Annotated in this window: 16 protein-coding genes and 1 pseudogene; 8 read left to right on the forward strand and 9 right to left on the reverse strand. The window is 63.8% G+C overall.

Annotated features, from left to right (window positions below; genetic code table 11):
* The first annotated feature begins 3 nt into the window (after positions 1 to 3).
* The 7 genes from PSV33_RS14495 (at position 4) to PSV33_RS14525 (ending at position 8,084) form a co-directional block, all read left to right on the forward strand.
* Positions 4 to 1,410 carry an MmgE/PrpD family protein gene (locus PSV33_RS14495; RefSeq protein WP_217992607.1) on the forward strand — a complete coding sequence of 469 codons (1,407 nt, stop codon included), beginning with the start codon at positions 4 to 6 and terminating at the stop codon, positions 1,408 to 1,410.
* Between the two features lie 343 nt (positions 1,411 to 1,753).
* A complete protein-coding gene (locus PSV33_RS14500; protein ID WP_096666889.1) occupies positions 1,754 to 2,740 on the forward strand; it encodes an NADPH:quinone oxidoreductase family protein in 987 nt (328 codons plus the stop codon).
* A 122-nt stretch (positions 2,741 to 2,862) separates the two neighbouring features.
* On the forward strand, positions 2,863 to 4,017 hold the full coding sequence (locus PSV33_RS14505) for an acyl-CoA dehydrogenase family protein (protein WP_096666890.1): 1,155 nt from the start codon (positions 2,863 to 2,865) through the stop codon (positions 4,015 to 4,017).
* 43 nt (positions 4,018 to 4,060) lie between these two features.
* The gene (locus PSV33_RS14510) at positions 4,061 to 4,537 is read left to right on the forward strand and encodes a MaoC family dehydratase N-terminal domain-containing protein (RefSeq protein ID WP_096666891.1); all 477 of its coding nucleotides are present in this window, start codon (positions 4,061 to 4,063) and stop codon (positions 4,535 to 4,537) included.
* Complete coding sequence (locus tag PSV33_RS14515) at positions 4,534 to 5,760, forward strand: CoA transferase (protein WP_096666892.1); 1,227 nt, start codon at positions 4,534 to 4,536, stop codon at positions 5,758 to 5,760. The genes PSV33_RS14510 and PSV33_RS14515 overlap by 4 nt, the downstream gene beginning before the upstream one ends.
* 200 nt (positions 5,761 to 5,960) lie before the next feature.
* Positions 5,961 to 6,938, forward strand: a complete 978-nt coding sequence (locus PSV33_RS14520) for a tripartite tricarboxylate transporter substrate binding protein (RefSeq protein WP_096666893.1) — start codon at positions 5,961 to 5,963, stop codon at positions 6,936 to 6,938.
* A gap of 3 nt (positions 6,939 to 6,941) precedes the next feature.
* Positions 6,942 to 8,084 carry a CaiB/BaiF CoA-transferase family protein gene (locus PSV33_RS14525; protein WP_096666894.1) on the forward strand — a complete coding sequence of 381 codons (1,143 nt, stop codon included), beginning with the start codon at positions 6,942 to 6,944 and terminating at the stop codon, positions 8,082 to 8,084.
* Positions 8,085 to 8,471: 387 nt separating this feature from the next.
* Here PSV33_RS14525 and PSV33_RS14530 read toward each other — a convergent pair.
* The 8 genes and pseudogenes from PSV33_RS14530 to PSV33_RS14565 form a co-directional block, all read right to left on the reverse strand.
* Positions 8,472 to 9,882: pseudogene (locus PSV33_RS14530) on the reverse strand (IS701 family transposase).
* A gap of 60 nt (positions 9,883 to 9,942) precedes the next feature.
* Positions 9,943 to 10,704: an IclR family transcriptional regulator gene (locus tag PSV33_RS14535; RefSeq protein ID WP_096666896.1), complete on the reverse strand. Its 762-nt coding sequence runs from the start codon at positions 10,702 to 10,704 to the stop codon at positions 9,943 to 9,945.
* 268 nt (positions 10,705 to 10,972) lie between these two features.
* Complete coding sequence (locus PSV33_RS14540; protein ID WP_096666898.1) at positions 10,973 to 11,785, reverse strand: alpha/beta hydrolase; 813 nt, start codon at positions 11,783 to 11,785, stop codon at positions 10,973 to 10,975.
* Between the two features lie 44 nt (positions 11,786 to 11,829).
* The gene (locus tag PSV33_RS14545; protein WP_096666900.1) at positions 11,830 to 13,062 is read right to left on the reverse strand and encodes an acyl-CoA dehydrogenase; all 1,233 of its coding nucleotides are present in this window, start codon (positions 13,060 to 13,062) and stop codon (positions 11,830 to 11,832) included.
* A 16-nt stretch (positions 13,063 to 13,078) separates the two neighbouring features.
* Entirely contained in the window at positions 13,079 to 13,480 is a 402-nt protein-coding gene (locus PSV33_RS14550) for a Zn-ribbon domain-containing OB-fold protein (RefSeq protein ID WP_096667024.1), read from the reverse strand.
* Between the two features lie 5 nt (positions 13,481 to 13,485).
* Positions 13,486 to 14,655, reverse strand: a complete 1,170-nt coding sequence (locus PSV33_RS14555) for an acetyl-CoA acetyltransferase (protein WP_096666902.1) — start codon at positions 14,653 to 14,655, stop codon at positions 13,486 to 13,488.
* A 20-nt stretch (positions 14,656 to 14,675) separates the two neighbouring features.
* Positions 14,676 to 16,325 (reverse strand): cyclohexanecarboxylate-CoA ligase, encoded by a 1,650-nt coding sequence (locus tag PSV33_RS14560; RefSeq protein WP_096666904.1) that lies wholly within the window; start codon positions 16,323 to 16,325, stop codon positions 14,676 to 14,678.
* Positions 16,326 to 16,437: 112 nt separating this feature from the next.
* Positions 16,438 to 16,923 (reverse strand): MaoC family dehydratase, encoded by a 486-nt coding sequence (locus tag PSV33_RS14565; RefSeq protein ID WP_096666905.1) that lies wholly within the window; start codon positions 16,921 to 16,923, stop codon positions 16,438 to 16,440.
* A 128-nt stretch (positions 16,924 to 17,051) separates the two neighbouring features.
* Here PSV33_RS14565 and PSV33_RS14570 point away from each other — a divergent pair, with 128 nt between their 5' ends.
* Positions 17,052 to 17,861 carry an SDR family NAD(P)-dependent oxidoreductase gene (locus PSV33_RS14570; RefSeq protein WP_176491325.1) on the forward strand — a complete coding sequence of 270 codons (810 nt, stop codon included), beginning with the start codon at positions 17,052 to 17,054 and terminating at the stop codon, positions 17,859 to 17,861.
* Positions 17,862 to 17,869: 8 nt separating this feature from the next.
* On the opposite strand, the gene PSV33_RS14575 is transcribed toward PSV33_RS14570, so the two are convergent.
* The gene (locus PSV33_RS14575; RefSeq protein ID WP_096666909.1) at positions 17,870 to 19,378 is read right to left on the reverse strand and encodes an AMP-binding protein; all 1,509 of its coding nucleotides are present in this window, start codon (positions 19,376 to 19,378) and stop codon (positions 17,870 to 17,872) included.

Consider the following 19,378-nt stretch of genomic DNA (forward strand, 5'->3'; position numbering starts at 1 on the left):
AGCGTGACCACGACCACAAAACCCGCACCGTCGGCCGCCGTCCACACCGCTGGCATCACGCGGCAACTGGCCGCACGCAGCGCTGCCCTGTGCTACAACGATCTGCCGGAGGATGTGCGCCTGCGGGTCCGGCAATGCCTGCTCGACTGGATCGGGGTGACGCTGGCTGGCGCGTGCGAGCCGCTGGTTCACATGCTGGCCGAAGAAGCCCGTGAACAGGGAGGCCACGCCCAAGCCACCGTCGTCGGGCACGCCATGACGACCTCCAGCCGACAGGCAGCGTTGATCAATGGAACGGCCTCGCACGCCCTCGATTACGACGACGTCAACATGGCCTGCACCGGCCATCCCTCGGTGGTCCTGATCCCGGCATTGCTGGCCCTGGCCGAGTCGCGCGGCGCCAGCGGACGCGACTTCATGACTGCCTTCGCCGCCGGCTACGAAACCATGTGCCAACTGGGGCTGGCGAGCGGCGACGCACAGTATTCCAACGGCTTCCACACCACGGCCACGCTGGGCACACTGGGCGCGGCCGCCGCCTGCGCGCGCCTGCTTCAGCTCGACGCCGATGACACCGCGACCGCGCTGGGCATCGCCAGCACCATGGCGGCCGGGCTGAAATCGATGTTCGGCACCATGTGCAAGCCCTTGCATGCCGGGCGCGCCAGTGCCGACGGCCTGCAAGCTGCCCAGTTGGCCGCGCGTGGCTTCACCAGCCGTGCCGATGCGATTGAATGCCCGCAAGGCTTCATCGCCACGCACGGTGGCACCGCATCGCTGGAAGCGGCTCTGGCCGCGCCGGACGGCGGCTGGCACCTGCGCCACAACCTGTTCAAGTTCCACGCCGCCTGCTACGGCACCCACGCCGCTATCGAGGCGGCGCGCCAGTTGCGCCTGCAACACGCGCTGCGGTCTGATGACGTGCTTCGGGTGACGGTGCGTGCCAGTGCCGCCAGCGAGGGCGTGTGCAACATCGCCGAGCCGCGCACCGGGCTGGAGGCCAAGTTCAGTCTGCGCCACACGGTGGCGATGGCGCTGGCCGGGGTCGACACCGCCGGACTGGACGCGTTCAGTGACGAGGCCGTGCGCGCGCCTGAGGTCGCGGCCCTGCGTGAGCGCGTGCAGGTCTTGCTCGCACCCCAATGCCAGGAGCTCACCCTCAGCGAGGTGGTGATCGAGACCCAGAGCGGCACCGTGCTGCGCCAGCGCCACGACAGTGGTCGCCCGGCCAGCGACCTGCTGGAGCAGCAGCAGCGCCTGGAGGAAAAGTTCCGTCGCTTGGTCAAGCCCGTGCTTAACCTTGCCGAGAGCGACGAACTGATCGAGCTGGTAGCCCGGCTCGACCACCTGAGCGACCTCTCGCCGCTGGCCGGCATGCTGGCTCGCCAAGCGTGCGTTGTTCCGCGCTGACGGCGGCTCACTAAAACGGGCGAGCCAACGCGCGGGGAAACATGGGTTGTGCAGTGTCCGTCATCGGCCTGTGTCCTCGCTGCTGACCGGGGCGCTGTGCCCAATACGGCCAGCAAGCACTGCAGCATGCCAATCGTCTCGCCGCGCGCACGCTGCTGCGGGTGGTGGCCGACGCCAGGCAATGCAGTCACTTCAAGCGGCATCAGTCCATGGCGGAACATGAAATCAACGAAGAACCAATTGAACTATTATGAAGAGGCGTATTTCCGGCACGAGAGCGACTGCAGGTGGACGGTAATCGCTTTCTCATGATTAATCGGAGTCATAGCCAAGGAGTTTCCTGATGGTGTCTGCCGTTGTCTGCCGTACCTTGGGTACTCCCGATCTCCTGAAGCTGGAAAATTCGCCGGTCATGCATGTCGGGCCGGGTGAAGTCCGAATTGCCATCCACGCAGCCGGCCTTAATTTTCCGGATATCCTGATGGTGGCAGGCAAGTATCAGTTGAAGCCACCCATGCCTTTCATTCCCGGCATGGAGGCCGCAGGAATCGTCACCGAGGTGGGATCCGGCGTAGTGCATCGGCGACCGGGTGAGCGCGTCATGTTTCGCGCATGGCACGGCTGCTACGCCGAGGAGACGATTGCGCCGGTCGAAGAGGTGTTGCCGCTGCCCGAGAATTTCAGCTTTGCCGAAGGCGCCTCATTCATGGTGGCGGTGTCGACGGCGACCAATGCGCTGCTGCAGCGCGGACAGCTGCAGTCCGGCGAGGTGCTGCTGGTACACGGCGCGGCCGGCGGTGTTGGTCTCGCGGCCGTTGAGGTCGGCAAGCTTCTTGGCGCGACCGTCATTGCCACTGCCTCCAGCCCGGAGAAACTCGCGATCGCGCGAGAGCGCGGCAGCGACTATGCGATCGACTACACGCGCGACAGCTTCAAGGATCGCGTGATGGAGATCACCGGAGGCAACGGGGCCGACTTGATCCTCGACACCGTTGGCGGCGAGGTGTTCGAACAGTCAATGCGTTGTATCGCCTGGGGCGGCCGCCTGCTGGTGGTTGGTTTCGCCAGCGGACGGATTCCGGAAATCAAGATGAATCAACCGCTGCTCAAATGCTTCAGCATCGTTGGGGTGCGTGCTATCGAGCATGTCAAACGCAAGCCAAAGGAAGGCGCGGCCTATCGAGACTGGATGCTCGGCTGGGCCAACAAGGACCGGCTAAGGCCGCATGTCTCCCATGTGTTCCCGCTGGAGCGTTTCCGCGAGGCAATGAAACTGCTGGAATCCCGCAAGGCCATAGGCCGGGTCGTGATCGAGGTGCGACCGACTTGAAGTGGTTCATGGTGTCGGTACAAGGAGGAGAGTTGACACAACCATGCAGCGACGTTTATAATGCTGTACACTGTTCATTTATAATGGCAATTTCGTGATCACCACCGTAAGGAGGTTCGCTCTTGTTATCCGCTCTGACCGACGACCAAATCCAGATTCGCGACCTGATTCGCCGAGTCGCCAAAGAACAAGTTGCGCCGCGTGCCAACGAGATCGACCGTAGCGCCGAATACCCGCAGGACATGTTCGACCTGCTCAGGCAACTTGGCCTGTTCACGCTTCCGTTTCCGCAGCAGTACGGTGGCACCAACAGCATGGTTTCCGCATGCCTGGCGATCGAGGAATTCGGCCGGGTCTGCTACAACACCGCCTATCTGCTGCTACTGCAGTGGGTTCCCTTCGGGGCGATCCTAGCTGGCGGCACCGAAGACCAGAAAGGGCGCTTTTTGCACGGCCTGGCCTCGGGAGAACTGCGCGGTGCGATCTCCACCACCGAGTCTCAGAGCGGCTCCGACGTGGCCGGCATCAAGACGCGGGCGACGTCGGTCGCCGGCGGCTACAGTCTGACCGGCTCGAAGATCTGGTGCACCAATTCCCACATCGCCGACTTCGTGCTGGTGGCCGCCAAGACCACCGACGACAAATCCACCGGCAGCATCAACCTGTTCATCGTCGAGCGCGGCAGCAAGGGCTTCGAAGTCGGTCGCAAGGAGGAAAAAATGGGCGCGCGCGGCGTGCCGTCCTGCCCCCTGTTCCTCGACGATGTGTTCGTGCCCGAATCAAATATCCTGGGCGAATCCGGCAAGGGCTTCAAGGTGGTGATGGAGGCATTCAACAAAAGCCGGCCGCTGATCGGCGCGCGCGGTGTCGGCCTGTCGCAAGGCGCGATCGACCATGCCAGCGAATACATCCAGAACCGTGTCGCTTTCGGCCAGAAGATCAGCGATTTCCAGGGCATACGCTGGATGTTGGCCGATATGGCGATCCAGACGGAGGCCGCACGCAACCTTGTCTACAAGGCAGCTGCGATGGTCGACGCAGGGGCCGCCGGCAGCGATCTCGCGCCGATTGCCGCAATGGCCAAGTGCTTCGCGACCGACACCGCGATGAAGGTTGCAACCGATGCGGTGCAGTTGTTCGGCGCCTCGGGCATTTCCAACGAATATCCGATCAACCGCTATTTCCGCGATGCCAAGGTGCTGCAGATCGTCGAAGGCACCAACCAGATCCAACGCAACATCATCGCCAATCACATGCTAGGTCGACCGGCACGCTAGCAGCCTGTGAATCCAATTCTCAATCAAGTAACAAGGAGCAGCAATGCAAACTGTCGGACTAGGGCTTTACTTCGAAGATCTCCCTGTAGGTAAAACCTTCAAAACCCTCGCGCGCACCATCCAGGATGCGGACATCTGCGCTTTTTGCAACGTCATCCACATGACCGAAGTGCTCTTCACGGACATGGAATTTGTCAAGAACGAATCCGACATCAAGGGGCGCCTAGCCCCCGGTGCGCTGAGCTATTGCTTTGCCGAGGGATTGCTAGCGCAGGCGACTATGCAAAAGACCGGCTATGCGTTTCTCAACATGGAACTCAACATAGAGAATCCGGCGTTTGCCGGCGACACCATCCACGTCGAATGCGAGATCATCGAATCGCGGCTGTCCAACAGCCGGCCCGGGCGCGGGCTGGTGCGCAGCCGCAACAAGGTGATCAAGCAGGACGGCAAGGTCGTGTTGACCTACACGCCGCTGCGCATGGTCAAGTGCCGCAGTGAACTTAAGGCCGGAGAGTGACGACCGCCTTTAACACCCCCGCTGTCGGCGCTCTCGCCGGAGTACGTGTGCTCGATCTAACCATCAATGTCCTGGGGCCGGTCGCGACCCAGACTCTAGGCGACATGGGTGCCGACGTGATCAAGATCGAGGCACCGCAGGGTGACCCGATGCGCGATACCGGGCCTGCGCGGCATCCGCAGATGTCGGCCTTTTATCTCAACATGAATCGCAACAAGAAAAGCGTGGTGCTGGACCTCAAAAGCCCCGCCGCGTTCGATGCATTGCTTCGTCTGCTCGGTGATGCCGACGTGCTCGTTCACAGCATGCGCCCGCAGGCAGCCGAACGCTTGGGCCTGAGCTACGCTGCGGTTGCAGCCCACAATCCCCGCCTGGTATACGCCTCGGCGCCAGGATACAGCCCGGACGGGCCGTATCGTGATCGACCGGCCTACGACGATGTGATTCAGGGCGAGAGCGGGCTGGCCGACATGGTCCATACGGCCACCGGCGTACCTGGCTATCTGCCTACAGTCGCGGCTGACAAACTGTGCGGCGTGTTTCTCGCCTCCGCCATCGGCATGGCCTTGTTCAGCCGCGAACGCACAGGCCGCGGGCAGCAGGTGCAGATACCGATGCTCGAAACCATGCTGTCGTTCAACTTAGTCGAGCATCTGTGGACCGGCGCGTTCGGCGACGAAGGCGACCTAGGCTACGGGCGCGCACTGTCGCCCCACCGCAGGCCCTATGCAACCAAGAATGGCTTCATCTGCCTGCTCGCAGTCAGCGACGAACAGTGGAAACGCCTGTTTGTCGCGCTTGACCGGCCGGAACTCGCAGTCGACCTGCGTTTCGCAACCATGGGTGCGCGCACTCAGTACATCAACGCCTTGTACTCGATTGTGGCGGACCAGATTGGCCTGCGCACCACCGGGGAGTGGCGCGCGCGTCTGGACGCGGCGGATATTCCAAACGGGCCAATGAACCGGTTGCAGGACCTGCCCGCCGACCCGTACTTGAGAGAGACCGGTTTCTTTGAACAGTATGAGCACCCCAGCGAAGGGCCGCTGATTACCACTGCGATCCCGCAGCGGTTCTCGCAAACACCCGGCAGCATCCGTCTCCCGCCGCCGCGCCTGGGCGAACACACCCGCGAGGTGCTGCAATCGGCGGGTTATGACGACGCCGATATTGCGCGCATTGTGCAGAGCGCACAGGCCCGTCCGGTAGCAGCATCAGCGTAACCGCGGCCATCTGTCGGGCGCAAAAACCAATCGAAACGACAAGGAGAAGACATGTAAGAACTTGGAGGCAAGATGGTGATCGTTTCGGCGAGGCCGGCGGCATGGCACTGATGAAGCACTTGGCGCGCGTGATCAAGCAGGCCCACGTGACTAGATAGTAACGACACTTAAAACCCGAAGATGGGATCCAAGGAGATTGTATGAATATTTTTTCGAGAGTCGGCGCGAGCCTGTTCGCAGTCTTGGCATTGAGCGCTGCGCAGGCTTCGCTCGCGCAGGATAACTATCCCAACCGGCCGATACGCATCGTTATCGGCTTTGGCGCAGGCGGCGGCACCGACGCGGTGCTGAGGTCGATTGCCGGCAAGCTTGCCGAAAACCTTGGTGTGCCGGTAGTGGTGGACAACAAGCCAGGCGCGAACGGCAACCTCGCCGGTGATGCGGTGTCCAAATCGTCGGCTGACGGATACACGCTGCTCTACAACACATCTTCCCTTGTGCTGAGCCCGCATTTGTACACTCAGCTGAGTTACGACTTCGCCCGCGACCTCACGCCGGTGGCGTTGACGGCAAATATTCCTCTGGCGCTGGTCACCCATCCCTCGGTGCCGGTAACGACGGTGCAAGAGTTCGTGGCTTATCTCAAGGCAAATCCGAACAAGGTCAATTACGCCTCGGCGGGCAACGGCAACGTCACCCACCTGGCGGCGGTGCAACTATTGCAAAGCGTCGGCGCTCAGGCCACCCACGTGCCATACAAGAGCGAGGGGAACGCGCTGCCTGACCTACTCGGCGGTCAGGTCCAGTTCTACCTTGGTACCGTCAATGCAATGATCCCCCAGATCAAGCAGAAAAATCTGAGGGGCCTGGCGGTGACCAGTCTGACGCGAATTGAGGCCATCAGCGATGTCCCAACGCTTGCCGAGACCATCCTTCCGGGCACAGAATTTGGCGCGTGGTCGGGCGTGATGGCGCCGACAAAGACACCGCGCGCGATTGTCGCAAAACTCAACGCCGCGTTGAACAAGGCGCTGCAGGATCCGGAGCTGCGGGCCAAAATCATTGGCACCGGCGCCGAAGTGCGTGGCTCCACCGTCGAGCAATATGACGCCTTTCTCAAGTCGGAGTTCAAGCGCTGGGGCCAGGCGGTCAAGGCCGCTGGCCTGAAAATGGAGTAGCACATAGGACCGCTGGCAGGCATCAAGGTGGTCGAACTCGCCGGCATCGGGCCGGGGCCGATGTGCGCTATGCTGCTGGCCGATCTCGGCGCGACCGTGATTCGCATCGACCGTCGCGAGCCGGTCGATCTCGGTATCAAGCGCCCGCTCAAATTCAATCTCCTGTTGCGCAATCGCAAGGCCATCGCGCTGGATCTGAAACAGCCGCGACACGTCGCGCTGGCGCTACGGTTGATCGACAAGGCCGATGCATTGATCGAAGGCTTCAGACCCGGCGTCACCGAACGCATGGGCCTGGGACCCGACATCTGCATCGCGCGCAATCCACGGCTGGTTTACGGCCGCATGACGGGCTGGGGCCAGGACGGGCCGCTGTCGCATGCTGCCGGCCACGATGTCAACTACATCGCACTGACCGGCGCGCTGCATGCCACGGGGCGCGCCGGTCAGCCGCCCACCGTGCCTGTCAATATCCTCGGCGACTATGCTGGCGGGTCGCTGTATCTCGCCTTCGGCATCCTCGCCGGCATCATCGAGGCACGCACCTCGGGCAAGGGCCAGGTGGTCGATGCCGCGATCATCGACGGCACGGCGCACCTACTGACCTCGTTCTACGGTCTACTGGGGATGGGATCGTTCCGCGAAGAACGCGGCACCAACATCGTCGACTCCGGCTCCTATTTCTACGAAGTCTACGAATGCGCCGACGGCAGGTGGGTCTCGGTAGGACCGATTGAAGGCCGCTTCCACGATGATCTACTCAAGAAACTCGGGATTGCCCCCGCCGAGATCGGCGCACAAATGAATCCGGACAACTGGCCCAGGGGCAAGGCAATCCTTGCGGCGAAGTTTAAAACCAGGACTCAGGCGCAATGGTGTGAACTTCTTGAGGGCAGCGACACCTGCTTCGCGCCGGTGCTTGCCATGTCGGAGGCGCCGCAACATCCACACATGAAGGCGCGCAATTCCTATGTCGAGGTCGACGGCGTCACCCAACCCGCCGCTGCACCACGATTTTCGCGCACACCGGCGGCAACACCCTTGCCGCCACAGGCGATCACTCCCGAAAACACCGACGCAGCCCTCGCCGACTGGCTGGACCAAGCGGCCATCGAGCAACTTCGCGCCGACGGTATCATCGTCTGACTATGGAACTGCGTTACACCCCGAAGAAATTGCACGGCGCGCGCCTTGGCGCGGACGAGCGAGGGTGTATTTCATCTGGTTCAGCGCGGAGGATCGGCATAGGGGGCAGCCGTTAGGCTGCGCCCCTGCCACACCACCCGGCATGCGGGTCCGCACCGGGCGGTTCGCGAAGTTGAGGTCATGTGAGTCTGGGTATGCCAATGCTGTCGAAGTAAGCCACTGTCAGCACGCGGTGTAAGTTGGATCGACTGCAGTGCCACCAACGCCTGCCCGCAGCAGCCACCCTCACGCAGTTGCGCTTCACTTCGCTCACTGTGGCCAGCTTGCGGGAGGACTTTCACCTCCAAGATAGCGCCCATGCTGGGCGCACTAATTTTACTGTGTCATTTAATTAATCTTCCCTGCTGTCGAAGGCAGCAAGGGCACCGTGGAAGGGTACGAGCCAGCAGTGCGCCGATACTATTCGCAAGCTCGTGATTGAGGATGGGACGTGGCGCTGCGTGCGCTGGGCTTCCCCGAGGCTTGTAATGCGTGGGTAGGGCAGGCACTTGGCGTTTGGCGCTGTTTTTTTTGCCCCCGACTTCATCGGGATGACTCAACCGCTGAGCGAGCAAGAAACCGTAGGCGGCAATGCTCAGGCTGGCGTGATGATGAAAGCCGCGCCAGCCCCGGCCCTCGTAGTGGCCCAGGCCGAGGTCCTGCTTGAGGTCCTGGTAGTCACGCTCGATACGCCAACGCATCTTGGCTTCAAACACCATGCGCTCCAGCGGTGTGTCCTCGGGCAGCGTCGACAGCCAGTACTTCAGCGGCTCGGCGTCCCCCTTGGGCCACTCGATGAGCAGCCACTCGGGTTCGCGCAGTTCCTCGCGCAGGTTGTCCCGGTGCGCTGCGCGCACCCGCACGCGGGCCAAGCGCGAATGCAGCTTGGCGTTCGTGCCTTCGCGCCAGGTGACGCTGTGCCAATGCTCGGGCCCAAGCTCCAGGGCGAGGTCCTTGATCGATTGCGGATGGTGTTGCGGCCAAGCGGCGCCGCCCAGACGCAGTCGCTTGGGCACTTGCCCGCGACCCCTGTAGGCTTGCGGCGGCAGAGGCTCGCGTCCGGACGGCCAGACCGTCACACTGCCGCTCACGCCCACCACATAGCGCAGGTCCAACTCGCTCAGGCGTTCTCGAAACGCCGTGTCCACGCCGTAGCCGGCATCGGCCAGCACGCAGTGCCGGGGCGCACCCTGGCCCATCAAATGCTCGATCTGCTGGAGCGCGATCTGCGGTTTGGTCGCAAACTGCAGTGCCTCGGGAACGCCGACCTTGGCGCGTCGCGCCGAATCGTCGGCCCACTCCTTGGGCAGGTACAACTGCGAGGCCACCGGCACGCTGGCCGCCTCGCTCGCCAGCGACACGCTCACCGCCACCTGGCAGTTGTCTTGCTTGCCCAGCATCCCGCAGTACTGGCGCGCCACGCCCACCGAATGCCGGCCCTGCTTGGGGAACCCCGTGTCGTCGATGATCCACCAGCCGCCGCCCGCGAAGTCCATCAGCGGCACGACCCATTGGCACACGCGCAGCAGCATCTGCTCGTCCGACCAAGCTGCATCGGCCACGAAGTGGTTCAGCGACTGGTGCCGCGAGCGCACCTTCAGCGGCTCCACCAGCGCGGCCATGGGCTCCACGCTCTTGCGCTGCAGCGGCGACATCAGCCCGGTGCAGTACCCCCGCGCAGTCCGGCGTGCCGGTCGGCATGGCCCAGCCCTTCGCTCAGATGGGCCATGTAGCGATCAAACTCTTGCAGTTCGTCCATCACGGCCCGCCTTTCACTTGAAGATGCTTGGATAATGCCTTGATTTATAACACAGTAAAACTAGGTCCGCTGCGCGCCCGAGGCGTCGGCGGCGACTTCGATCACAGCTTTGCGCAGCGCCGGGAGTTCTGTCTGGAAGCGCGCTGCCGGCGCCCCAACCAGCAGCGCATGGGTGGCGGTGCCGTCCGCGCCAAACACCGGCGCCGCGATGCCCGCCGCACCGTCTACGGCTTCGCCCACGGTGATCGCAACCCCCGCCTTGCGGATCGCCCCCAGTTCGCGGCGCAGCGCAGCGCGGTCAGTCACCGTCTTCGATGTCAGCGCCTTGAGCTTGATCGACTTCAGGTAGTGCTCGCGCCACGCATCGTCCTGGAAAGCCAGCAGAACCCGGCCCGCGGCCGAAGGGTACAACAGGCGCGTGGTTCCCACCGGTACCGCGTAGCGTACGGCCTGCGGGCTTTCGACACATTCGACGTAGGTGACGATTTTCGCGTCGCGATCCAGCACCGCCAGAAACACGCTCTCCCGTGTGCGCGCGACCAATTCTTCCATGTAGGGGCGGATCAGCTTGGGGAACTGGCGCGCCGAAAGAATCTCTGAAGCCATCCGGAACACGGCTGTGCCGAGCGTGTAGCGAGCGGACGCATGATAGAGATAACCCATCGAAACCAAGGGTTTGAGCAAAAGAAGCAGGCTGCTCTTGGGCGCCTCCAAGGTGGTACTTAATTGGGCCAGGGTGAGCCCGTCGTCCGACTTGGCGATGGTCCCGAAGAGCCTCAACACTCGAGTGAGCGAGCGCGGTGAATAGACCTCTTGTTCCATGCTTTCCCGATGGTGTTGTTAAATGAAAATAAGGGCTGCAGGCCAACCAGCCCCGTACTGCAACTTCTCCTAAGCCGGACGAGCCGGAACCAAACAGGCAAAGCGAGGCCTCGATTGTACGCAAGCTTTTTGGACGCTCAACTCCCATGAGTATTGTGTCGGGAGTATTGAGGCTGGCCCCCCCCCAGGCGTGCGGCTCCCGCACTGATGGCTGCTCGTTAAAGCTGGCGCGCCAGTTCGCTGGCAAGCATTGGTTGTGCAGTGTCAGTCATCCGCCTGTGTCCCCGCTGCCAGCCAGGGCGCCGTGCCCAATGCGGCCGAGCAAGCGCTGCAGCATGCCAATCGTCTCGCCACGCGCACGCTGCTGCGGGTGGTGGCCGACGCCCGGCAATGCAGTCACCTCAAGCGGCATCAGTCCGTGGCGGAACAAGGAAATCGCGCTGGGCCGCCAGCCATATTCATCGTCATTACCGAACAACACGGAGACCGGGCAACGCACGGCAGCGATCTCGGCGCTCATATTCCATTGCAGTGCCTGCGGGCTGGCCCAGGGCTCGTACCAGCCCCAGAACATCGCATCGGTGCTGTCGCCATGGTGGCGCTGAAGTTTTTCACGCAAGCCGTCTTGCTCAAACGCGCGCCGCGCGCCGGCCATGGCATCCACCATGAACGGATCGATGGCCATGGTTGGCGAGCAGGCAAGAACGCCGCATACCAGCTCAGGATGCGCCGCCGCAGCCAGCACCGACATGGCTCCTCCATCACTGTGGCCGAACATCAACGCCTTGTGGATTCCGAAGTGGCGCAACACCTCGCCAAGCACTGGCCCCGCCTCTTCACGCCGGTAACTGGGCTCACGCCCACCCACCAGACTCTCGGATCGCCCATAACCATACCGGTCATAGGCCAGCACCGGCCAGCCGCTGGCTTCGACCAACACCTGAGGCAGGTCTTTCCAGGTGGTGATGCAGTCCAGCCCGCCGTGCATCATCACGATGGTCGGCTGCCCGTTGCCCACATCACCCCAGGTGGTGGCGGCCAGCCGATGGCCTCCCGCAAACAGTTCGTGTTCTTTCATCATGTCAATCTGTCTCCTGGTTGTGCCTTGCAGGGGATCGGCACAGCCTACAGGTCGGCCTGTCCTGTCAGCAGTTGGCGCGCGATGGTGCGGCGCTGGATTTCGCCCGTGCCGTCGGGGATGCGCATCACGCGGGCGAAGCGGTAGCCCTCTTCCAGGCGCAGTTCGTTGGTCAGGCCCATGCCGCCGTGGATCTGGATGCTGCGGTCCATGACGCGCCCGAGCATTTCGGTGGAGAAGGCCTTGACCATGCTGACCTGCGCGGTGGCACTCTGACCGTTGTCAATGCGCCAGGCACAGTTCTGGATCATGGTCTTGGCGGCGTAGATGTCCATGGCGCTGTCGGCCAGCATGAGCTGGATCGCCTGGTGCTCGGCAATCGGCACGCCAAAGGTTTTGCGCACCTTGGCATATTCCACCGCCTGGTCCAGCGCCCAGCGGGCCAAGCCCAGGCAGGATGCCGCCATGCCCATGCGCCCGGCGTTGACGCCGTCCATCGCCACCGCCAGACCGCGCCCGACCTCGCCGAGCCGGTGGTCGTCGCGCACGCGCACGCCGTCGAGCACGATGACGCCGGTGTCGCCGCCCAGGTGGCCCATGGTGTTGATGATGCGCGGCACCGAGAAGCCTGGCGCGCGCGTGTCGACGAAGAAACCGGTGACGCCACCCTTGTGGCGCGCCGCGGCTTCGGGGTCGGTCAGCGCAAACACCATGGCGTAATCGGCGTAGGGCGAGTTGGTGATCCACTGCTTGGTGCCGGTGAGCACCCATTCGTCACCGTCGCGCACGGCGCGGGTTTTCATGCCGAAGGCGTCCGAACCCGCATCGGGCTCGCTCAGGGCGAAACACAGGGTCTTGTCGCCGCTGGCGATGCCGTCGCGGTAGTGCGCAAAGATGTCCGGCTTGAGGTGCCGCAGCACCGGCGACAGACCGTTGGTGAAGGGCGACGGCAGCACCACCGTCTGCACCAGCGGCTGGGGCGGACCGACGCGATGGTTGAGCACCTCTTGCACATGGGCCATGACCTGCGCGCCCTGCCCGCCACCGCCCAGTTTTTCGTCGCCGAACAGGGTGTAAAAGCCCAGCTCGGCCGAGCGCTTGCGCACCTGCTGGCGCAAAGCCAGCGCTTCGGGCACATAGCGGCCGCTGGCGTCGAACAGGGTCCGCTCGCTGCCCAGCAAGTGATGGTGGCGCTGCTGCAGCGGCAGCACTTCGCGCTCGACGAAGCGCAGCACCGCCTCGGAAATCGCCACGGTGTCGGGATCGATGGTGAAGTCCATGCGGGAAGCCTCGTTGTTACAAGAGCCGGAACTTCGGCAGCGTGACCTCGTCGGTCACGTCGTCGTAGTGCACCGTCACGCGCTGGCCGATGCGCACCGCCTCGACATCGTCGGTGACGATGTTGGTCATCATGCGTGCGCCTTCGTCGAGGTCGATCACCGCCACCACGTAGGGGGTGTCGGCCTTGAAGGCCGGGCCGGCCGGCCGGCGCGCGATGGTGAAGCTGTAGATGGTGCCGGTGCCGCAGGCATCGACCCATTCGACGGCATCGGAATGGCAGTGCGGGCACAGGACGCGCGGATAAAAATGGTGCTTGCCGCAGTCGTGGCAGCGCTTGAGTGTCAGGCGATGCTGCTTCAGGGCATCCCAATAGGGGCGGCTTTCGCCATCGATGACGGGCAGGGGTTTGTCGTACATGGTGCTCACCGGGTGGAAAGGATGCAAGTGGCACCGCTGGAGAGCGTGCCGCCGGTGCCGTGGACCAACGCGGTCACGGCGTTCGCGATCTGGCGCGGGCCGCATTCGCCGCGCAACTGGCGCACCGCCTCGATCAGCAGGAAGATGCCGTACATGCCGGGGTGCGCGTAGGACAGACCGCCGCCGTTGGTGTTGAGCGGAAACGCCCCGCCCGGCGCGGTGCGCTGGTTGGCAACGAAGGCGCCGCCCTCGCCACGCTTGCAAAAGCCCAGCGCTTCGAGCGTCAGCAGCACGGTGATGGTGAACGAGTCATAGACCTCGACCACGTCGATGGCGTCATGCCGGATGCCCGCCATGGCAAAGGCGTCGCGGCCCGCCACTTCGGCAGCGGTCAGGTGCGCCAGATCGGGCATGGCGGCAATCGTCCAATGGGTGTGTGATTCGCCATAACCGCGCACATGCACCGGTTTGCGCCCCAGCGCCTTGGCGTGCTCCGCCGTGGTCATGACCACGGCGCCGCCGCCGTCGGTCACCAGGCAGATATCGAGCAGGTGCAGCGGGTCGGCGATCATCGGGCTCTTGAGCACGTCCTCGATCGACAGCGGGTCGCGCATGGTGGCCGCCGGGTTGAGCGCGGCCCACTGGCGCGTGGCCACCGCAATCTCGGCCAGTTGCCCGGAGGTGGTACCGTATTCGTGCATATGGCGCTTGGCCGCCATGGCGTAGCCGCCCACCGGCGTGGGCATGCCCCAGGGCGTTTCGTACTGCATGGTCAGCACCGCCGGACGCCCGGCCAGGTTGCGGCTCATCTCGCTCTTTTGCAGGCTACCGTAAGTAATCAGCGCCACCTCGCAGCGGCCAGCCTCGATGGCGGTGGCGGCATGCGCCACGTGCGCCTCGAAGGCCGAGCCGCCGATGTTGGTGCCGTCGACGAAGCGCGGCGTAATCCCCAGATACTCCGACAGCGTCACGGTCGGCAACTGGCCCGGACCGGGCACCCCCCACAGGCCGGCGGTCAGCAAACCATCGACTTCGCGCATGGCGATGCCGGCGTCCTTGAGAGCGTCGCGGGCGACCAGCGCCTGGGCCTGAAGGACCGACATGGGCGCAAGGACCTTGCCGTCCTTCAGTGGCAGGTCGGCAACGCCGACGATCACAGCTTCTCGTTTTGTCATCTCTTGAATTTTCCTGGTGTTCAAACGGTTTTGTACTGCTCGCGCGCCATTTCGCGCAGACGGAACTTCTGGATCTTGCCGCTCGGGGTGCGCGGGAAGTCTTCGACCGCGGCAAGGAACTCGGGCCAGTACTGCTTGGCCATCTGCTGCTCTTCGAAGAAACGTTTCATGTCGTCGAGCGTAAGGGTCTGCCCGGGCCGCAGCATCACGTAGGCCACCGCGCGCTCGCCCATTCGTGCGTCCGGCACGCCCACCACGGCGGCCACCTGGATCGCCGGGTGTTTGTGCAACAGCTGCTCAACCTCGATCACCGGCACGTTCTCGCCGCCCCGGATGATGATGTCCTTGGCCCGGCCGGTGATGCGCACGTAGCCATCGGCGTCAATGCGCGCCAGGTCGCCGGTCTTGAACCAGCCCTGCGCATCCATGTCGTAACGCTCGGGGCGCTTGAGGTAGCCCACAAAGTGGCTTGCCCCCCGGGATTGCAGCTCGCCCTCCTGGTCCACGCCCAGCGCCTGCCCTGCGGCATCGACGACGCGGATCTCCATGCCCGGCACCGACAAGCCGTCCGTGCCGAACACTTTTTCCGGCACATCCAGCAGTCGCGTGCCGGTGACCAGCAGATTCTCCGTCATGCCCCAGCCAGAGACAATGTGCGCCTTGAGTCGCTCGGTCGCGCTCTGCACGAGGGCGCGCGGAATCGGGGCGCCGGCCGAAATGAAGATGTCAAGCGTGGAAATATCGAAGCGCGGCAGCGCCGGGTGGTCGGTCAGGTCGGCCAGGAAGGGCGTGGCGGCCATCATGAAGTGCACGCCTTCGTCCTGGACCCGCGTCAGCGCCACCTGAGCGTCCCAGACGTCCTGCAACACCATTTTGGCGCCCAGCATCAAGGGCAGTTCCATGCCAATCAGGAAGCCGGTCTGGTGCGCCATCGGCGAGGGCATGAAGATCACATGCTCGCTGCTCAAGCCACAGCGTTTCACCCACTCGACGATGTTGGCGAAATGGGTGTTGGAGGTGTGCAAGGCGCCCTTGGGCTCACCGGTGGTGCCGGAGGTGTAGAGCAACTGCAGCACCTCGTCGGGGCGCATGCGGCGCTCGGCGAACAACTGTTCGGCATGGGGCGTTTCCTGCTCCCAGCGGCGCTCGATGAAGTGCTTCTCGAACGACATGTCGCCTTCGCCGCCGATCGCAAAGATATGCTTGAGCTGCGGCAGCGCCGGCTGAATTTCGCTCAGCATCGCGGCATGGTCAAACCCCCGAAACTCGCGCGGCACGATCATGACCTTCGATTCGGCCAGCCCGAGCATGAAGGTCAACTCGCGGTGGCGGAAGATCGGCATCACCGGGTTGGTGACCGCGCCGATGTGCAAACAAGCCAGGTGCAGCGCCACAAACTGCCACCAGTTGGGCAACTGGTAGGACACCACGTCGCCACGCTCCACGCCCAGCGCCGCCAGACCGAGCGCGATGCGTTTGGACAGGCGCAGCAGTTGCCGGTACGACAGGGTGCTCGCCTGCCCGGTCATGCTGTTGAGATCCGTCACGGCCACTTTGTCGAGGCGGCTGGGCGCGACTTCGTCCAGAAAATCGAGCAGCGTCTTGTCGTGCCAGTGGCCGCCCGCCCTGGCTTGTTGAACCAGTTGGGGGCTCAGTTGAGATTCGATCATGGTGTCTAGTCGTTGTATTGAAATGGAATGAACTTAGCCGTGCCGGATGGCTTGCGACCGGGTCTGGGATCAGCGTGCGCCCTGTCGCGCCCGCGAACTTGGACCATCAGGGTCACCGGGTACCGACCTCCCTGGGCAAAAAAGTAATGGTTTCAGTGAAGTCCACCAGGGTCTCGCCCCGCTGGTTGATGACTAGGTGCTGCAACTCCATCAGGGTATAGCCGCGCGATGTCACAGGCAAGAGGCGCGCCTCTCCTTCGACGTGAATCGTGTCGCCCGGAAACAGCGCGCCGCGCAGGCGTGCCTGTACGCCGGTCATACCGCCGAACGGGCCAACCTCGCGCCCTTCTAGAACCTGCTTGATGATGCCGGACACATAGGTCGCCAGCAGCCCCATACCGAGCGAGATGACCATCGGGCCGGGCGCAAAGCGACTGCGATGCGATCCGGTCATGTTCTCTCGGATGTACTCCATGTCGATAAAAAATGGTTCATGCAAGCCGACCACATTGACGAAGGTGACGATATCGGTTTCGGTGATGGTGCGTCGGTGCGTCTTGAAATGATGCGACTTGGCGCTGTCGGTCAGGTTGGCCATTTTGAAGTCCGGTGATTGATGGGTGGTGATGGATGAAAGTGCTTCTCTGCGGGCAATCCCTCTATCGGCCTGGCCCGCTGTTTTGACACAATCAGGTTTTTATGTCGTCTAGCGCAGGAGAACAGCGGATGAACCCAGCACCCTTGCCTGGCGGTCAACTTCAAGGCCAGATCGCCCTCGTCACCGGTGCCACGGCCTTCATCGGTCGTGCCATTGCGCTGGAGTTGGCGCGGCGCGGCGCGCACGTGATCGTCAACGGCCGCAATCCCGAAGCCGGACAGGCGGTGATCAACGAGATCGCTTCGAACGGCTACAGCGCCACGTTTGAACAAGCCGACCTGACCAATAGCGACGCGGTTCGTGCCATGGTGGATCGAGTTGCCGAGCGCCACGGTCGCCTTGACATCCTGGTGGCCAGCGGCGCAGGTGCCAGTGCCGATTCGCCGTCCTTTCGCCTTTTCAAGGAAATGAGCGACGGCGACTTCGACAACTACATCCGCGCCCACTGGCTCACCCGCGCGTTTGCGATCCAGGCGGCCGCGCGCGTCATGGCACTGCACGGCCGCGGCAAGATCGTTGCGGTGGGTACCGACGCGGGCCGCGTGGCCACGGTGGGCGAATCGTTCATTGGCGGCGCGACCGCCGGCATGATGCAGATGTGCCGCGTGCTGGCACGTGAGCTGGGGCGCGACGGCATTCGCGTCAACTCGGTGGCGATGAGCTACATCTGGGATGCCGAGCCGCGCTGGGGCCCGGGCTCGCCGGCGCTCGAAGGCGGCCATGGCACGGGCATGATCGAGAACCTGCGCAAGCGCATGCTGTTTCCAGTACATTGCCAGGACATCGCCAACGCGGCGGCGTTCTTTGCCGGACCGGAGTCCGATGCCATCACCGGCCAGACGCTCAGCGTCAACGGCGGTTTGAGCACACCGGGCTGACATGGCCATCAGGCCCCGCCGTGAGCGGCCTTGACGGCCGCGCGGTCAATGCTATCGGCACTGCCCAAGGGGAGTGCCGATACAAACACCACATGCTTGGGTTTCTTGTAGCGCGCGATGCGAGCGCCCACGAACTCGATCAGGTCCTCGGCACTCAATATGTGTCCCGCCTTCAGCACGCAGACGGCCTTGACCGCCTCGCCCCACTGAACGTCCGGCACACCGACGACCACCGCCTGCGCCAGCGCCGGGTGCTCCAGAATGGCCCGCTCGACTTCAGCCGGATAGACGTTCTCGCCACCCGGCTTGATCAATTCCTTGGCCGGTGAACGCCCGCTGTACCAGAGGTAGCCCTCGGCATCGATGCGCCCCATGTCGCCCGTGTGGTGCCAGCCGTTGCGCAGCGTGAAGGCGTTGTCTGCTTCGCAGCGCCAGTAGCCCTGGAACACCATCGGACCGCGCACCACGATCTCGCCGGTGGCGCCCACAGGCAGCGGACGGTCCAGCTCGTCCACCACCGCGACCGTGTTCAGCGCGGTGGGACGCCCGGCGCTGCCGGGGCACTCGTCAAACGGCGCCAGACTGACCGAGCCCGAGGTCTCGGTCTGGCCGTAGGCACTCCAGAAGGTCGCATGGGGACAGGTAATGCGCAATCGCGCGATGGTCTCGGGCACATCAATCCCCGACACCACACGCAGCCTGGCCAGTGCAGAGCCTTGGGCTGCGGCGGCGTCCAGCAGGGCGCCCAGCATCGGCGGGAAGGTGCCGATCAGGCTGCCCCCGTCCTCGTCGATATGTTTGACCAGACTGGGCGGATCGAAACGTGTCATCAGCAGCGTGGCGCCGCCCGCCTGCTGCGTGGCCAGCAGGAAGCCGATGGCGGCCACGTGAAACAGCGGCAAGACCCCCAGATTGACATCGGCCGGCGTCAGGCTCCAGGCCAGTTGCGTCTGCAGGCTGGCAGAGATCAGGCCGCGGTGCGAGAGCAGTGCGCCGCGCGGCCGCCCGCCCACGGCGGCGGTGTGGATAATGACGATCCCCTCATCGTCGTTCAGATCAGCGGGCGGCACGGTGGTGCGATCGAGATACAGGGCGCTGACCGCTTGCCACGGTGCCTGTGCTGCCCCCAGCGTGTAGCGCTGCATGCCGTCCAGCCCTTGCTGCGGCAACAGCGCCTTGAATTCATCGGCCACGATCAATACCCTGGGCGCCGCGTCCTCGATGACGTAGGCCACCTCCTCGGCCGACAGCCGCCAGTTGATCGGCACCACGATCGCGCCCAGTTGGGCGGCGGCGCCGAACAAATCGACATATTCCAGGCCGTTGGGGGCCAGTATCGCCAGCCGGTCGCCCTGGCCCACGCCCGCGGCCGCCAGACCAGCGGCCAGGCGCGCCGTGCGCTCGGCGTACTGGGCGTGCGTGACCCGCTGATCGCCGAACACCAAGGCGGTGTTCGATCCGTACAATCGCGCGTTGCGGTTGATGAGATCGTGCAAGGTAAAAGATCGCAAACCCAT

This window comes from Polaromonas sp. (assembly GCF_029945895.1).
GTDB lineage: Bacteria > Pseudomonadota > Gammaproteobacteria > Burkholderiales > Burkholderiaceae_C > Polaromonas.

Coding starts and splice junctions, on each gene's coding strand:
- PSV33_RS14500 (WP_096666889.1), top strand. CDS start 1,754: ATGGTGTCTGCCGTTGTCTGCCGTACCTTGGGTACTCCCGATCTCCTG.
- PSV33_RS14510 (WP_096666891.1), top strand. CDS start 4,061: ATGCAAACTGTCGGACTAGGGCTTTACTTCGAAGATCTCCCTGTAGGT.
- PSV33_RS14520 (WP_096666893.1), top strand. CDS start 5,961: ATGAATATTTTTTCGAGAGTCGGCGCGAGCCTGTTCGCAGTCTTGGCA.
- PSV33_RS14535 (WP_096666896.1), bottom strand. CDS start 10,704: ATGGAACAAGAGGTCTATTCACCGCGCTCGCTCACTCGAGTGTTGAGG.
- PSV33_RS14540 (WP_096666898.1), bottom strand. CDS start 11,785: ATGATGAAAGAACACGAACTGTTTGCGGGAGGCCATCGGCTGGCCGCC.
- PSV33_RS14545 (WP_096666900.1), bottom strand. CDS start 13,062: ATGGACTTCACCATCGATCCCGACACCGTGGCGATTTCCGAGGCGGTG.
- PSV33_RS14550 (WP_096667024.1), bottom strand. CDS start 13,480: ATGTACGACAAACCCCTGCCCGTCATCGATGGCGAAAGCCGCCCCTAT.
- PSV33_RS14555 (WP_096666902.1), bottom strand. CDS start 14,655: ATGACAAAACGAGAAGCTGTGATCGTCGGCGTTGCCGACCTGCCACTG.
- PSV33_RS14560 (WP_096666904.1), bottom strand. CDS start 16,325: ATGATCGAATCTCAACTGAGCCCCCAACTGGTTCAACAAGCCAGGGCG.
- PSV33_RS14565 (WP_096666905.1), bottom strand. CDS start 16,923: ATGGCCAACCTGACCGACAGCGCCAAGTCGCATCATTTCAAGACGCAC.
- PSV33_RS14570 (WP_176491325.1), top strand. CDS start 17,052: ATGAACCCAGCACCCTTGCCTGGCGGTCAACTTCAAGGCCAGATCGCC.
- PSV33_RS14575 (WP_096666909.1), bottom strand. CDS start 19,378: ATGGGTTTGCGATCTTTTACCTTGCACGATCTCATCAACCGCAACGCG.